Consider the following 15549-nt stretch of genomic DNA (forward strand, 5'->3'; position numbering starts at 1 on the left):
CGGCGCGCTACGGCGTACCAGCTGATCAGTGCATCGCGACTCGACGTCCGGTTGTGCACCAGAAGTTCATCTGGGGCGACCGTTGGCACAGGTCTGGGATGGCGCGGTACCGCAGAATCTGGCCGTTGGCCTAGAAAGTGCCGGATCAGTTGAACAACCGGGTTTACCAGGCTTAACGTGACCCGCGTCTCGTCTCGACGCGCTGGAAGAGGTGCCGGCTTGAGCACGACCATCGACACGCCGACCCGCGGTTCGTTCTCGCTCGACGCCCGCTACCTGGCCGAGGACGGTGCGGTGTACCTGACCGGTGTCCAGGCGCTCGTGCGAGTCCTGCTCGACCGGAGCCGGCACGACCGGCGGGAGGGGCACCGAGGTTCGTTGTACGTCACCGGCTACGAGGGGTCGCCGCTGGCCGGTTACGACCTGGAGATCCAGCGCCGCGCCCGGCTGATGGCCGACCACGGCGTGGTGCACGCGCCCGCGCTCAACGAGGAGCTCGCCGCGACCGCGCTGGTCGGCACCCAGATCGCCGGGCAGGTCGCCGAGCTGACCACCGACGGGGTCACCGGCTTCTGGTACGGCAAGGCCCCGGGACTGGACCGGGCCACCGACGCGATCCGGCACGCCGCCCTGATCGGCACGTCCCCGAAGGGCGGCGTCGTCGCGCTCGTCGGCGACGACCCGAGCGCGAAGTCCTCCAGCGTGCCCTGCTCGTCCGAACCCGCTCTCGCGGACCTGCAGATGCCGACCTTCTACCCGGCGGATTCCCAGGAGGTCATCGACCTCGGTTTGCACGCGGTCGAGCTGTCCCGCGCCAGCGGGATGTGGACGGCGATGAAGGTCGCCACCAACATCGCCGACGGCGCCACCACCGCCCACGTCGATCCGCGGTGGACCGCGCCCGACATGGACGGGCTTCCCGGCGGCCTGCGCGCCTACTCGCACGTGCCGCACGCGCGACTGCTCGGCCCCGACCTCGCGGAGCTGGAGCGCAGCCTGCACCAGGTCAGGATGCCGATCGCGCTGGAGTACCTGCGGCGCAGCGGCGTCAACCGGATCCTGGGCGCGACCGGCCCGGCCCGGATCGGGATCGTCGCGGCCGGCAAGACCTACCTCGACGTGCGGCAGGCGCTGGACGAGCTCGGGCTCGACGAACCCGCCTGCGAGAACCTGGGAGTGCGGCTCCTGAAGCTGGGTGCGGTGGTCCCGGTCGAACCGGAGATCGTGCGCGAGTTCGCCCGCGGGCTCGACGAGGTCGTGGTGGTGGAGGACAAGCGGGCCTTCCTGGAGGTCGCGGTCAAGGAGATCCTCTACGGGACTCCGGGTGCTCCGCGCGTGACAGGGAAGCGGGACCCGCACGGCGCCCGGTTGTTCAGCGACGTCGGCGAGCTCGACCCGAGCGCAGCCGCAGCCGGGCTGCGACGACGCCTGCGCGACAACGGGTTCCCCGTCCAGTCCACGCAGGACGCGAAGCGGCCCGAGCGGATCATGCTGCCGCTGGCCGCCCGCACCCCCTACTTCTGCTCCGGCTGCCCGCACAACTCCTCGACGAAACCGCCGGAAGGAGCGCTGGTCGGCGGTGGCATCGGCTGCCACGCGATGGTCCTGCTGATGCCGGAGGAGCAGGTCGGCACCGTCACCGGGCTCACGCAGATGGGCGGGGAAGGCGCGCACTGGATCGGCATGGCGCCGTTCGTCAGCACCACCCACTACCTGCAGAACCTCGGCGACGGGACCTTCGCCCACTCGGGCAGCCTCGCCATCCGGGCGGCGGTGGCCGCCGGGTCGCCGATGACGTTCAAGATCCTGTTCAACTCGACGGTCGCCATGACCGGCGGGCAGGACGCGGTCGGCGCTCGCGGTGGCCTGCCGCAGCTGGTGGAAACCGTGCTGGCAGAAGGGGTGTCCCGCATCGTCGTGACCGGCGACGGTCCGGAACGCGTGCGGAAGGCGTTGCGCCGAGCAGGGGTGCTCCGCGACCGGGTGAGCGTGCGTCACCGGGACGAGCTCGTCGAGGTCCAGACCGAGCTGTCCGGCGAGCCGGGCGTGACGGTCCTCGTGCACGACCAGGAGTGCGCGGCCGAGAAGCGGCGCAAGCGCAAGCGCGGGTCGCAGCCGACCCCGGTGACCAAGGTCGTGATCAACGAGCGGGTGTGCGAGGGGTGCGGCGACTGCGGGCAGAAGTCGAACTGCCTGTCGGTCCGCCCGGTCGACACCGAGTTCGGCCGCAAGACGCAGATCCACCAGTCCTCCTGCAACCTCGACTACTCGTGCCTGGACGGCGACTGCCCGTCGTTCGTCACCGTCGTCCCCGACGCCGGGAAGCGGTCCGCGACACCGGTCGTGCCGCCGGTGGGGCCCTTGCCCGAGGCGGAGCCGCAGGTCCCGGTCGACGACTTCACCCTGCGCATCACCGGAGTCGGCGGCACCGGTGTGGTGACCGTGGCCCAGGTGCTGGCCACCGCCGCGGCCATCGACGGCAGGCACGTCCGCGCCCTCGACCAGACCGGTCTGGCGCAGAAGGGCGGCGCGGTCGTCTCCGACGTCAAGATCAGCACCACCCCGATCGCACGGGCCGCCAAGATCACCGACGGCGAGTGCGACCTCTACCTGGGGTGCGACTCCCTCGTGGCCACCGACCCCGGCCAGCTCAAGGCCACCAGCCAGGACCGGACGATAGCGGTCGTGTCCACCGCGGAGGTCCCCACCGGACGCATGGTCGTGGACCCCAGCGCGACCTTCCCCGACCAGGGCAGCATCCGCTCGGCCGTCGACGAGCACGTGGCGCGGGCGCACCACCTCGCCGCCGACCGGCTCTCGCTGGAGCTGTTCGGCGACGAGCAGTTCGCCAACATGCTGCTGGTCGGGGCGGCGTTCCAGGCCGGTGCGCTCCCGCTGCCGGCCGAGGCGGTCGAACAGGCGATCCGCCTCAACGGGGTGCGCGTCGAGGAGAACCTGCTGGCCTTCGGCCACGGCCGCCGCGCCCTCGTGGGCAACGCCGCGCCCGAGCCCGAGCCGATGACCCTCGACGAGCTGATCGCGCACCGCACCGACGAGCTCACCGACTACCAGCACGCCCGCTACGCCGCCGACTACCGGCGCTTCGTAGACCACGTCCGCGCCCGCGAGACCGAGGCGGTCCCGGGCAGCGCCGCGCTGACCGAGGCGGTGGCCCGCCACCTGTTCAAGCTCATGGCCTACAAGGACGAGTACGAGGTCGCCCGGCTCTCGCTCGACCCGGCGCTGGACGAGGACGTGCGCGCCCAGTGGGGACCGGGCGCCAAGGTGAGCTACCGGCTGCACCCGCCCGTGCTCCGGGCCCTGGGCATGCGGCGCAAGATCGCGCTGGGCCCGTGGTTCCGCCCCGCGTTCCGCGTGCTGCGCGGACTCCGGCGGGTGCGCGGCAGCGCCCTCGACCCGTTCGGCCACGCCCACGTCCGCAAGGTCGAACGCGCCTTGATCGCCGAATACCGCACGGCCGTCGAGGAAGCGCTGCCCGCCCTCAGCGCCACCACCCTGCCCGCGGCGGTGGAACTCGCCGAACTGCCCGACATGATCCGCGGCTACGAGCAGATCAAGCTCGATGCGGTCGCCGAGTACCGCGAGCGGATGGCCGCGATCCGCGAGACCCTGGCCGAACTCTCGACGGAGGTACTTGCCTGACGGCCTCGCCGGAGCGGCCTCGGAGGTGTTGTATGGAGGCCCGGCGCACCCGAGGAGCAGGCACGACGTGCCGGACGTTCTTCCGATGAAAGGGGAGCCATGACCACCATCGCGATCATCGGTGCCGGTCCGGGATTGGGCGCCGCCGCGGCGCGCAGGTTCGGGCGGGAGGGCTTCTCCGCAGCCTTGATCTCGCGCACCCAGGACAACGTCGACCGCCTCGCCGCCGAACTCGGCGACGGCGGGGTCCGCGCTCGCGGGTACGCCGCCGACGTGCAGGACCGGGAACGCGTGGTGGAGGCGCTGAAATCCGCCGCCGACGATCTCGGACCCATCGAGGTGCTGCAGTACAGCCCGGCACCGCGCCGGGAGTTCCTGCGACCCGTGCTCGACACCGGCGTCGACGACTTCGCCGCCGCCGTCGAGTTCTCGCTGCACGGATCGGTCACCGCCGTGCAGCAGGTGCTGCCCGGGATGACCGAGCTGGGCAAGGGCACGATCCTGCTGGTCAACGGCGGTAGCGCGGCGACGCCCAACGGCAACGTCGCGGGCACCTCCGTCGCGTTCGCCGGGGAGTCCGCCTACGGCACGATGCTGCACGACGCCCTCGCACCCCGGATCCACGTCGGGCAGCTCGTCGTTCCCGGGACCATCGGCGGGGGAGACCCGATGTTCGCCCCGGACGCGCTGGCCGAGAAGCTCTGGACGATGCACGTGCAGCGCGGCAACTTCCGCGTCACCGTCGGGCCGGCGTGAGGAGCGGGGCAGAAAGCCCCTGGCTCCCGGTTCGCGGCGGGCTCACGCTGGTCGGGTAGCGCTCGGAAGGAGCGGATCATGACCATGCACAGCACGCAAGCGGTCGAATGCCGCGGCTTCGACCGGCCTGATGACGTGCGCGAGTTCGAGCACGGCCGCGCAGAGGTGCTCGAGATGGCGGGCGGCACGATCGGTCGTCTCGTGCTGCACCCCGGGTGGCAGTGGAGCAAGGACGTCAAACCCATCGCCGGCACCGACTGGTGCGAGGCACCCCACTTCCAGTACCACGTGTCGGGGACGCTGCACGTGAAGATGTCCGACGGCAACGAGTTCGACGTCGGCCCGGGCTGGGTCAGCTCCCTGCCGCAGGGCCACGACGCCTGGGTGGTGGGCGACGAGGACGTCGTCCTCGTCGACTGGTACGGCGCCAGCGAGTACGCGAAGCGGAGCTGAGCACCGGCGGCCGGCGGGTTCGGGGCGAACCCGCCGGCCGCGTCCTGCCCTGTGAGACCCGAGACGATCGAGCTGCTCCCGGGCGTCCGAAGTGGTTGCATGACGGGTCGTGACCTGGACCGAGCGCGGTCCGGGGGAAGTTGAACCCGACAGACCGGAGGAAGACGACCGATGGGCCACGGGGCTTACGAGAAGACCTACGCGGCGAGCGAGGACCGCTACGAGAAGATGGAGTACCGGCGCGCCGGGGCGTCCGGATTGGACCTGCCCGCGTTCTCCTTCGGCCTGTGGCAGAAGTTCGGCACCGACTACCCGTACGAGACGCAGCGCGAGATCGTGCTGCACGCCTTCGACCTGGGCATCACGCACTTCGACAACGCCGACCGGTACGGCCCGCCGCACCGCGCCGCGCAGAAGTTCTTCGGGAAGGTGCTGGCCAAGGACCTCGCGCCCCACCGCGACGAGCTGATCCTGTCGACCAAGGCGGGCAACCCCATCGGGCCCGGCCCGTACCAGAAGGGCGGCTCCCGGAAGTCGCTGCTGTCCTCGCTGGAGCACAGCCTGCGCGATCTGGGCACCGACCACGTCGACATCTTCTACAGCCACAGCCCGGACGAGAGCACCCCGCTGGAGGAGACGGTGGGTGCGCTGGTCAGCGCGGTGCAGCAGGGCAAGGCGCTCTACGTCGCCCTCTCCAACTACCAGCCGGACCGCGCCCACCGCGCCGCCGAGCTGCTGCGCGAGGCGGGCGTGCCGCTGCTGGTCCACCAGCCGCGCTACTCGATCTTCGACCGCACGCCGGAGAACAACGGCCTGCTGGATCTCGCCGCCGACGACGGTTTCGGCCTCGTCGTGTACTCGCCGCTGGCGCAGGGCCTGCTCACCGACAAGTACCTCACGGGCGTCCCCTCCGGGGCGCGCGCGGAGAACAGCGCGTTCCTGTCGCCCGACGTCATCGACGAGACCTACCGCGAGCGCGCGGCGGCGCTCAACGAGCTCGCCCAGCAGCGCGGCCAGTCGCTGGCCCAGCTCGCGTTGCAGTGGGTCCTGCGGCGGCCGGAGGTGACCTCCGCGCTCATCGGTGCCAGCTCGGTCTGGCAGCTCGACCACAACGTCCAGGCCCTGGAGTTCCCGCCGCTGACGGAGGAGGAGCTCGCCGTCGTCGAGAAGCACGGAATCCACGGCACCGGACTCAAGCAGTAACCCCGTTCGGCACGAGCCGTTGCCAGGGGGCGGTTCTGGTCCGAACCGTCCACGGATGACGTCCGAAATGCCCGGACAATTCCGGCCAGAACTGCCCCCGTCCATTCCTCGCAGCGCGCGAGTCGCGAATCTCCATCTGACCTGGACCCGTTGTCGCTCGGTCCTTTTCAGCTTCTCCGGCGCGCTCGCCGGGTGTCGTCGAGTCGCGGTGGCGCCGACTCCGACGCGCGCCCGAAATCTCCGATCTCCGCCTCGTGAAGATCCCTCGTTCCCGGTTTCGGGCTGGGAATTTAACATGGAGTTAAGCGCTTGCCTAAGCGCTTAACTCGAAGCTAGCTTGTGCGGCACATCGCGATGGAGCGGTCGGATTCCGCGGCCCTCCGGTCGGGTGTGCACCAGCGTGCGTGCGCCGAGGGCACGCGGAATCGGAATGAGTGATCTTGCAAGCCGTAGTGATCGAAGGACCAGGTCAGGCCGTCGTCAAGGACGTCGCGGACCCAACACCGGCCGGCGGGCAGGTGGTCGTGCGGGTGCACGCCTGCGGACTGTGCGGAACCGATCTGCACCTGGTCGACGGCGTTCTGCCCACCGACTACCCGCTGACTCCCGGGCACGAGTTCGCCGGCGAGGTCGTCGCACTCGGCGAGGGCGTGACCGGCCTCGCGGTCGGCGACCGCGTCGCGGTCGACCCGAACCTGCCGTGCGGCACGTGCCGCTGGTGCCGGGCGGGGCGCGGAAACCTCTGCCAGGTCTGGGACGCCATCGGCGTGAGCCGGTCGGGCGCGGCGGCGGAACTGGTCGCCGTTCCCGCCGACATCTGCTTCGCGCTGCCCTCGACGGTCTCCTACACGGCCGCGGCGATGGTCGAGCCGCTGTCCTGCGCGGTCCACGGGGTGAGCCGGTTGCCGAGGCTGCCCGGCTCGCACTACCTGATCTACGGCGCGGGCACGATGGGCCTGCTCATGGCGGCGTTGGTGCGCCGGTCCGGGGCCGCGTCGGTGTCGATGGTCGACCTCAACGCCTCGCGTCTCGACTTCGCGCAGTCCTTCGCCGCCCACCGCGCGGCCACCTCCGCCGACGAGTGGGAGCAGCCCGACGGCTACGACGTGGTCATCGACGCCACCGGCGCGGTGGCCGCGATCGAGGACGGTCTCGGCAGGGTCCGCAAGGGCGGCACCTTCCTGCAGTTCGGCGTCTCGGACCCGAACGCGACCGCGAGCTTCTCGCCGTTCCGCGTCTACCACGAGGAGATCGACATCCTCGGTTCGATGGCCGTGCACAACGGTTTTCAGCCGGCGATCGAGCTGATCGCCTCCGGAGCGATCGACGTCGAGCAGCTGGTGTCCGCGACGTTGCCGCTGGCGGACTACGCCGAGGCGATCACGAAGTTCCGCGCCGGAGAGGGCCACAAGATCCACGTTTCCCCGACCGCGCTCTAGAAGCTGTTGAGGAATTGCTTTGCGTGGCGGTGCGGGTAGCGGAACCTGAGCGCCTCCGTGGTCTCCGTGCGCCACTCCTGATGTATGCCAAACACGGCGTCGCGGCGTACTCGCCACGAAGGCACTCAGAACCCGCGGCGGTGCGGGCTGAGTCCCACACCTGGAACACCGGCTCCGCCGCATTCCTCAACAGCTCCTAGACGCCTCCGCCGCGGCGCGCGGCGAGACGTCCTCCTGTGAATTCGACGAAGGGTTTCGTGCAATGACGCCAACCACCCCCGCACCGGCGCGTTCGCGCACGCGCAACGCGCTGATCTGGATATTCGGGGCGCTGGGCGGGATCTTGTGGGGTTATGACACGGGAGTGATCTCCGGTGCCATGCTGTTCATCAAGCAGGACATCCCGTTGACCCCGTTCCAGCAGGGACTCGTGGTCAGCGGGTTGCTGGTCGGTGCGATGGCTGGTGCCGGTGCGTCCGGGCGCCTCGCCGACGTGTGGGGCCGGCGCCGGCTGATCCTGTGGGCCGCAGTGGTGTTCACCGCCGGAACGGTGGGCGCGATGCTCGCCACCACGGCGTGGATGCTGGTCGCCTTCCGGTTCGTCATCGGCATCGGTGTCGGCATCGCCTCGGTGGTGGTGCCGCTGTACCTGACCGAGCTCGCGCCGAAGCAGTCGCGCGGCGGGCTCACGTCGCTGATGCAGCTGCTGGTCACCGTCGGCATCCTCGTGGCCTACGTGACCGACTACGCGCTGGCCGACACCGGTTCGTGGCGCTGGATGCTCGGTCTCGGCGCGGTCCCGGCGGTCCTGCTGGGAATCGGCATCTACTTCCAGCCGGAGAGCCCGCGCTGGCTGGTCAAGCACGGTCGAGCCGACCAGGCCCGCGCGGTGCTGACGAGCCTGCGCGGCTCCAACGCCGAGGAGGTCGAGCAGGAGCTCGACGAGATCCAGGCCGCTGATCGCGAGAAGGAAGCCGAGAACGCCGTCGGCGTCCGGGAACTGCTCACCCCGAGGCTGCGCCGGGTCGTGCTCCTGGGCCTGGGACTGGTGTTCTTCCAGAACTTCATCGGGATCAACACCATCATCTACTACGCCCCGACGCTGCTGACGACACTGGGCTTCGGCACGTCCGGGGCGATCCTGGCCAACGTCGGCATCGGCGTGGTCAACGTGCTGATGACGCTGCCCGCACTGCGGATGATCGACCGAGTCGGCCGCAAGTCGCTGCTGGCGGTGGGCAGCATCGGCATGCTCGTGTCGATGCTGGTCCTCGGCGTGGCCAACGTCGTCGGCGTCTCCTACGGTCCGCTGCTGGTGGCGATCACGCTGGGCAGCATCCTGGTCTACATCGCCTCGTTCGCGGTGTCGTGGGGGCCGGTGCAGTGGGTGATGCTCCCCGAGCTGTTCCCGCTGCGCATGCGCGGTTCCGCCGTGGGCATCTGCCTGGTGTTCAACTGGTTGTTCAACATGGCCGTCGCCCTGGTCTTCCCGGTCCTGCTGGACATCACCGGCCCGGGCGCGATGTTCCTGTTCTTCGCGCTGATGGCGGTGCTGTCCTTCTGGTTCGTCCAACGTGGACTGATCGAGACCAAGGGCAAGAGCCTGGAGGCCATCGAGCACGAGGTCCTGGGAACCCCGGATCCGGAACCGGCGGTCAAGCAACCGGCCTGACCGGCCCCGCGAGTGCGGCCCCGCCTGCCCGAGGCGAGGCCGCACTCGTCGTTGCTAGGCTGCCGTCCGTGACCGGGGGAGTGATTCCTGATCAGCTGCTTCCGTTCCTCGTCCTGGTGGTCGTGCTGACCGTGGTCCCCGGGCCGGACACGGCACTGGGACTGCGCAACAGCCTGCGCGGCGGCAGCAGCGCCATGTGGTGGACGGGCTTGGGCGTGTGCAGCGGGATGTTCGTGCACGCCGCGGCCTCGGTGGTGGGCCTGTCCGCGGTGCTGGCGGCATCGGCGGAGGCGTACGCGGTGGTCAAGCTCGCCGGAGCGGCCTACCTGCTGTGGCTCGGCGCCAGCACGCTGTGGAAGACCTGGCGCGACCGCCACCAGCCCGCGAGCGCCCTCGGCGCAGGCTCGGGCGATGAAGTCGGCATCGACCGCAGGACGGCGTTCCGGCAGGGCTTCGTCAGCGACCTGCTCAACCCCAAGATCGCGCTGCTGTTCCTGACCCTTCTGCCGCAGTTCATCGGCCCGGCCGAACCGAGAGCGCTCACCTCGGCGGTGCTGACCCTGGTCTTCGTCGCAGTGGCCCTGCTCTGGTGGCGCGTCACGTCCTGGCTGGTCGGCGCGATCCGCACCGCCCTGGCCCGGGACACCGTCCGCCGCACCCTCGAAACCACCACCGGCGCAGCGATGCTCCTCCTCGGAACCCGAACAGCCCTGGAAACCACCCCCAATCCCTGACCCCAACACCCTCCGAAACCCCCAGCCACTCACCGAACACCCACCCCCAACCCGGCCCGACCACCGCCAGAGTCCGCACACGGAATACCGCAGTAATCAGGACACGGATTACGGCCGCAATCAGGACGCGGACCACGGCCAGACCCGTCGACGCCGAAGAGCCGCTGGTCCTGTCCAGAGCGCCGGATCACGGCGGCGATCACGTCCCCGATCACAGGGGCAGTCGGCGGGTCCGACGGGACCGTCCAGACGCGTGGTGGTCACCCCGCTTCCCGATCTCAGTGGAAATCCGGTTTCCGATTTCCACTGAGATCCGACAGATACGCCAACGCGGGCGCGCCGGCGTTGGCGGCCGCGTGGGATTCGCTGACCGCATTGGAGCAGTGGGTCGAGGCCGGCCGACCGCCGGTGAACCCGACGGTGGCCGACCTCAACCACGCCCGCACCAGACCGCTCTGCGAGCACCCCTCCCGGCCCAGGTACGTCGCCGGAAACCCCGATGACGCGGCCAGTGTCACCTGCGCGTCGGCTCAGCAGCCCGCCGCGTAGACGTAGCAGCGGAGCTGCGGTTCCCGGTCGACCGAGGGCGCGCCCACCAGGTTCACCCCCGGCAGAGCGGTGCTGAGCAGACCCGGGATCGCCGACAGCGGGCGCAGGTAGGTGTCCACCGACGCGGGGTCGATGTGCGGCATCAGCGGCTGGCCGCAGACCGAGGCGTCGACCCGAGCCGGATCGGCCGGGCCCGGGTGGTCCAGCGCGTCGACGACCAGCGCGTACGTCACCGGATCGATCGTGCCGACCAGCAGGTGGGTGGAGGTGTTCGCCGCGCACAGGTCCTGCGTAGTGACGTTCGTGATCACGCCCTCGCCGGTGTTGAGCTCGGAGGACTCCGGCGGGGTCACGACCTCGTCGTGGCGGGTGTAGACGACGGTGTAGCTGATGCCCTCGAAGGTCTCGGCGCGGCTGTTGAGCGCCCGCATGAACTCCGAACCGGCCAGCTGCTGCCACACCGCCGGCTCGCACGAGGTCGCACCAGGTCCGCAGCCCTTGAGCGCCTCGGTGCCGTGGTTGGACGGCGCCATGCCGATGATGTCGTCGACCACGGGACGCACATCAGGCCAGAACCGCAGCGCCCAGCGCATGCTCATGCCGCCCTGGGAGTGACCGAGGACCGCGATGCGCTTGCCGGTCAGCCGGTGCATCTCGCGGATCGAGTGCACCAGGTGCTCCCCGGCGACCTGGATGTCGCCCATCGTGTGGTCGGGCATCGTCACCGCGCACCAGAAGCGGTCCTGCTCGGTGAAGGCCTTGGCGTAGGTCCAGGAGTAGTTCTCCTCCGGAGTGACGCTCGTGGCCGGGCTGAGCAGGACCGGCTGCTGCTCGCTGCCCGGATCGCCATGACATGACAAGGCCGCCTTCAGCTGGTCCTGCGGAACGCTCAGCGCAGGTCCCGGCCGGTCGACGGGAGCGAATCCCGAGTCGGCCTGCGCGGGAACCGGCGCGATGACGAGCACCAGAGCGGCGAGCACGGCGCTGTGCACCCAACGACTGATCATGTCGCTCTCAACGACGTACGACGCCGAAGGATGCGCCGATCAGCGGATCACGTGTTCACGCCACGACGAGGGAGGCGGTCAGGCCTTCTCGCTGATGCCGAACCACGCGTAGGGGCGCATCGCCTCGGCTTCCGCGGCGGCCTTCGGGTCGGTGATCAGGTCCGGACGCCAGTCCGGCAGCTGAGCGACGCCCGGGGGCAGCACGCTCCACCGGTCGCCGAGCCCTTCGAGCCACTCGGTGATGGTGACCCGGTCGCGCAGCCACAGCGGGTTGGGCGTGACGTCGCACTCGGTCCGGAACCGCTCCATCGAGGCGCGCGCGTCGTGATCGGGGACGTCGGAGGCGAAGTGCGTGACGGCCACCCGGGAACCGGCCGCGAGCTTCCCGGCGTAGCGCCGCAGCACCTCCGGGATGTCGCCGTCCGGGCCGATGAACTGCAGAACGGACACCGCCAGCAGGCACACCGGCTGGTTCAGGTCGAGCAGGCGCTTGGTGACGTCGTCGGCGAAGATCTCGCGCCAGTTCAGCAGGTCCGCCTGGACGACCCCGGCCCAGTCCGTTTCCTGCAGGTTGACCCGGGTGTGAGCGGTCGCGACCGGCTCGCAGTCGACGTAGACCACGCGAACCGGCTCGTCGGTGTGCTCCTGCAGGATCTCGTGCACGTTGCCCATGGTCGGGATGCCTGATCCCAGGTCGAGGAACTGGCGGATCCCGGAGTCGAAGGCGTCCACGACGGCGCGCTGCATGAACGAGCGGTTCTGCCGCGCCACGCCCGCGATCTGCGGCCACATGCCGAGCAGCCGCTCGCCGAAGACGCGATCGATCGCCCAGTTGGCGTTCCCACCGAGGAACCAGTCGTAGATCCGTCCCGGGTTGGGGCGCGAGACGTCCAGGTCCGCAGCATCGCGGGACTGCTCGACCACAGGCGTCCTCCTCAGTTCGAAAGCGTTGGGCACATGATCGCATCTCGATCGCAGAAGTCAGAGGTGGGACAGGCCATGAGAAAGAATTGACCACAATTGGACGGACATCTGGACGGGCGCGATCCAGTTCAGGCCCATTGGTGCGCCGGGTCACACTCGACCGGGTGATTGGTCTGTTCGCGGGTATCGATTCCGCTCTCGACCGGCACGCGTTCGCGCCTCGCTCATCTTCACCGCGGCGGTACCGCGGGCGAACCCGGAGGTGGCATCGGTGGCGAGGCGTCGCGTGGTTGCGGGCAGGCGCAGTGCGGGACGATCCGCCACGCCCGGGGGTGTGCGCGGCCGGAAGGGGCCGCTGCCGAAGCTGTGGCTCGGCCTCGGTGGAACGGCGGGGCTCCTGGCGATCATCGTCGTGGTCGTCGCCGTCTTCGCTCGCCCCATCGAAAGCTCCTGGGACGACGCGAAGCTGAGCGGACCAGCGCTGCTGGTCGAGACGTCAGGCGCGTCGCCGCCAACGGACCCGACGGCTGGGTCTGGTAGTTCCCGCAGCGGCTGTCCGACGAGCAGGTGAAGGCCCTGGCCGCCGAGGTCCGCGCGCGGCAGCGTGCTGAACTCCAACGGGCTCAACCGAACCGATCCGGTCCGCATCAACGACATGCGGGTGAAGGTGGTCGAGCGCAAACCACCGCCGACCGACGGCACCCTGATCTCGATCCTGAGCCAGGTCGCGGAGGGGTCACCGTCGAGGTCGTCGCCGGCCTCGACGGCCAGGACAACCGGGTGTGCACGCACACGCCCACCACCGGCGAACCGGAGAAGGACTCGCCGTTCCTCGACGAGCACAGCCGCTACGCCGTGACCGGCGAACCCCTGCCGTTCGAGGTCGCGGCGACCACGACCAGCTGCTGGTGCACCTGGGAGATCGAAGTCGACGTCACCTCCGGCGACCAGAAGGAGACGATGCGGATCAGCGAGGACGCCTCCGGAGCCCCGCTGCAGACGATCTACTCAGGAGCGGACCTGCACTACGACTCGGAGTACCAGATCAGTCTCGTCAACGGCGAGTTCATCAACTGCGCGCTGGTGGCAGCGGGCGACCCCGCCGAGATCGCCCGCGCCGCCGGCGGCGTCTACTGCAAGTCCTGATCAGACTCGCATGCGCCGTGACCTGCGACAACGCCCTCAAGGAGGGGGTCATGATCGCCGCGAGAACCGTGGGGTAAGCTATGTGCACACCCCACGGGGTGGCCGGGACGTAGCGCAGCTTGGTAGCGCACTTGACTGGGGGTCAAGGGGTCGTGGGTTCGAATCCCGCCGTCCCGACGGCCGAAACAGCCCGCTGGCTATGCGCGTAAGCGCAGGTCAGCGGGCTGTTTTGCATTCGGGTGTGGATCTTGCGGTGATCAGCTTCGCAAGATCGTTTCGGCCGATCTGGAGCGAAACTGGAGCGAGCTGGCTCCTACTTTGACTGATCATGCAAATGGAGTCGCGTTGCCTGGTCGCCCTATGTAGTGATCTTTCAATGTTCGTCAACGGTCGCCAACTGTGTCGGAGTCCTGCCAACGGCCTTGCTTCCGTTCGGTGACGGTTGCTGGGTATTCGACACGTCTGATGCGTGTTGCGGGCGGTTTGTGGTCACGAGGTGATCTTGGTGTCTGCACGACACGGTTAGTTACCGGTCGCGGCGCGAGGAATTCAACGGGACACGGTGCGGGTCGGTTGTGTGACGAGGGACGAAGTACTGAGTACTGCTGTGTTGACTGACGGTTCCCGCAATTCGTCTTGTCGCCTGTGATGCGAATGCGTCGGCAGAGTCAGGTGGTTGTTTCCTACTCGAGGATCAGATCGTCGATGGCTCGGCGCGGAGCGGGAACGGTGGGGCCTCCGTAGCCGATCCGCAACAATGCCTGGGGTTGCAGCGTCCCGCCCAGCAGGTGGCATAGTTCGTCGCGGGTGTCCGGTACCTCGATGACCTCCGAGATCATCGAGGCGGCCAGGCCGTGGGCGGTCGCCGTCAACCAGACGTTCTGAACAGCCTGCCCGGCTTGTAGTTCGGCATATGGGCTCTCCTGGTGCGTGCACAGCACGACCAGCAACGGGTGGGTCTCGTATTCGACTCCTTCTGGGCGTGGTGATACCCCTGCCGAGAAGTCCCGGTGCACCCACTGGTCTTGCGGCCCTGGTCGGGGGCCTGCGGCAGAGGTGGGCACTCCTTCCAACGCGTCACCGGGCCGGCCCGTCCACGCTGCTAGCTCGGTGCGGAACCGCGAATCGGCCTCCTGCATCCGGTGCGCCCGGTGGACCAAGCCCTCCAGCGTCCCGAGCTCTCCCGGTGTGACGAGGTGCAGCCAGCACTGCTCGGCTTGCGCGGCGTGGAGCATGTCGTTTCGCTCCGTGGTCGGCACCGGTACGTTGCGGAACGGGGCGCGGTGGCTGTGCCGCTGAGGAATCGCGGCGTGCAGGCGTAGCGTATCCGGTCGAGGGTCGGTGTGGCCGCCGCTGCGGATCTCCGCGAGCGCGGTGGGCCCGGCCAAGTGCGGGAGCAAGGTGACGTTCGGTCGGATTCCGGCGCTTTCCAGCGCGAGCCGCAGGTTGAACAACGCGGCGCCGCAGGCCAGGCGGAGCTCGCGTCCTGCCGGGTCTGCGACCGGCAGGCGGCGTGCCGGGTCGTAGTGCAGTTCGATCTTCTGCGGCAGGATTCGGAACCGCCACGGCTGCGTGTTGTGCAGCGACGGAGCCAGTCCCGCTCGCCTGATGACCTGCTCGATCTCGGCAGGCGTCAGATCGAGTGCGTTGGAGATCCTGTGCACGGCCACCTCCTGGTCGGGCGTGCAGTTCGATGGGATGTTGTGACCGTGGCGGAGCTCGATCTGCACCGCCAGGGTCCAACGTCCGTAACGTCGGTGGCTCGCCGTGGGGACTTGGCACGAGTCGTGACGGCGTTCGGAGCCGACTCGGTCCACCGTCCGGCACAGCGGTTGTCGAGCAACTGGTCTCAGGTCAAGACGGCCTCGGTCGGTGAAGCCTTCGAGGTTCCCCGCAGGCGGAGACCGGTGCGGGGAGAGGCCCTCGGAGATTCGGGGCGTCGCAGCTGGTTGTTCGCGTCGGCCGGCCGACCGCGGACGAGAAGCCTCGGAAGAGTGCACGCC

General features: G+C 69.4%; 13 protein-coding genes and 1 tRNA gene. 10 read left to right on the top strand and 4 right to left on the bottom strand.

The genetic code is table 11. The annotated features are described in order from the left end of the window. Positions 1-219 precede the first annotated feature (219 nt). From KBO27_RS13265 to KBO27_RS33655, 8 genes are all read left to right on the top strand, one after another. A complete protein-coding gene (locus KBO27_RS13265; protein WP_246536939.1) occupies positions 220-3663 on the top strand; it encodes an indolepyruvate ferredoxin oxidoreductase family protein in 3444 nt (1147 codons plus the stop codon). Positions 3664-3762: 99 nt separating this feature from the next. Beyond that, on the top strand, positions 3763-4419 hold the full coding sequence (locus KBO27_RS13270) for an SDR family NAD(P)-dependent oxidoreductase (RefSeq protein ID WP_210970257.1): 657 nt from the start codon (positions 3763-3765) through the stop codon (positions 4417-4419). A 78-nt stretch (positions 4420-4497) separates the two neighbouring features. After that, a complete protein-coding gene (locus KBO27_RS13275; protein WP_235876522.1) occupies positions 4498-4872 on the top strand; it encodes a cupin domain-containing protein in 375 nt (124 codons plus the stop codon). Between the two features lie 171 nt (positions 4873-5043). After that, complete coding sequence (locus tag KBO27_RS13280) at positions 5044-6075, top strand: aldo/keto reductase (RefSeq protein WP_210970258.1); 1032 nt, start codon at positions 5044-5046, stop codon at positions 6073-6075. 440 nt (positions 6076-6515) lie between these two features. Next, on the top strand, positions 6516-7514 hold the full coding sequence (locus KBO27_RS13285) for a zinc-dependent alcohol dehydrogenase family protein (protein ID WP_210970259.1): 999 nt from the start codon (positions 6516-6518) through the stop codon (positions 7512-7514). Positions 7515-7776: 262 nt separating this feature from the next. Then, positions 7777-9186: a sugar porter family MFS transporter gene (locus tag KBO27_RS13290; RefSeq protein ID WP_210970260.1), complete on the top strand. Its 1410-nt coding sequence runs from the start codon at positions 7777-7779 to the stop codon at positions 9184-9186. A 68-nt stretch (positions 9187-9254) separates the two neighbouring features. After that, positions 9255-9920, top strand: coding sequence for a LysE family translocator (locus tag KBO27_RS13295; RefSeq protein WP_307870390.1), 666 nt, complete (start codon positions 9255-9257; stop codon positions 9918-9920). Between the two features lie 306 nt (positions 9921-10226). Then, positions 10227-10469, top strand: coding sequence for a tannase/feruloyl esterase family alpha/beta hydrolase (locus KBO27_RS33655; RefSeq protein WP_503454123.1), 243 nt, complete (start codon positions 10227-10229; stop codon positions 10467-10469). Here the strand turns inward: KBO27_RS33655 and KBO27_RS13305 are convergent. From KBO27_RS13305 to KBO27_RS13315, 3 genes are all read right to left on the bottom strand, one after another. Continuing rightward, a complete protein-coding gene (locus KBO27_RS13305) occupies positions 10451-11476 on the bottom strand; it encodes an esterase/lipase family protein (RefSeq protein ID WP_210970261.1) in 1026 nt (341 codons plus the stop codon). The genes KBO27_RS33655 and KBO27_RS13305 overlap by 19 nt on opposite strands. 78 nt (positions 11477-11554) lie before the next feature. Continuing rightward, on the bottom strand, positions 11555-12400 hold the full coding sequence (locus tag KBO27_RS13310; protein WP_307870391.1) for an SAM-dependent methyltransferase: 846 nt from the start codon (positions 12398-12400) through the stop codon (positions 11555-11557). Between the two features lie 150 nt (positions 12401-12550). Next, positions 12551-13192 (bottom strand): hypothetical protein, encoded by a 642-nt coding sequence (locus KBO27_RS13315; RefSeq protein ID WP_210970262.1) that lies wholly within the window; start codon positions 13190-13192, stop codon positions 12551-12553. Here KBO27_RS13315 and KBO27_RS13320 point away from each other — a divergent pair. After that, positions 13181-13546 carry a hypothetical protein gene (locus KBO27_RS13320; RefSeq protein WP_210970263.1) on the top strand — a complete coding sequence of 122 codons (366 nt, stop codon included), beginning with the start codon at positions 13181-13183 and terminating at the stop codon, positions 13544-13546. The genes KBO27_RS13315 and KBO27_RS13320 overlap by 12 nt on opposite strands. A 103-nt stretch (positions 13547-13649) precedes the next feature. Continuing rightward, positions 13650-13723 (top strand) — tRNA-Pro (locus KBO27_RS13325). A 506-nt stretch (positions 13724-14229) separates the two neighbouring features. Here the strand turns inward: KBO27_RS13325 and KBO27_RS13330 are convergent. Further along, positions 14230-15276 carry an Acg family FMN-binding oxidoreductase gene (locus tag KBO27_RS13330; protein ID WP_307870392.1) on the bottom strand — a complete coding sequence of 349 codons (1047 nt, stop codon included), beginning with the start codon at positions 15274-15276 and terminating at the stop codon, positions 14230-14232. Positions 15277-15549: the final 273 nt, after the last annotated feature.

Source organism: Saccharopolyspora endophytica (genome assembly GCF_018070075.1).
GTDB lineage: Bacteria > Actinomycetota > Actinomycetes > Mycobacteriales > Pseudonocardiaceae > Saccharopolyspora > Saccharopolyspora endophytica.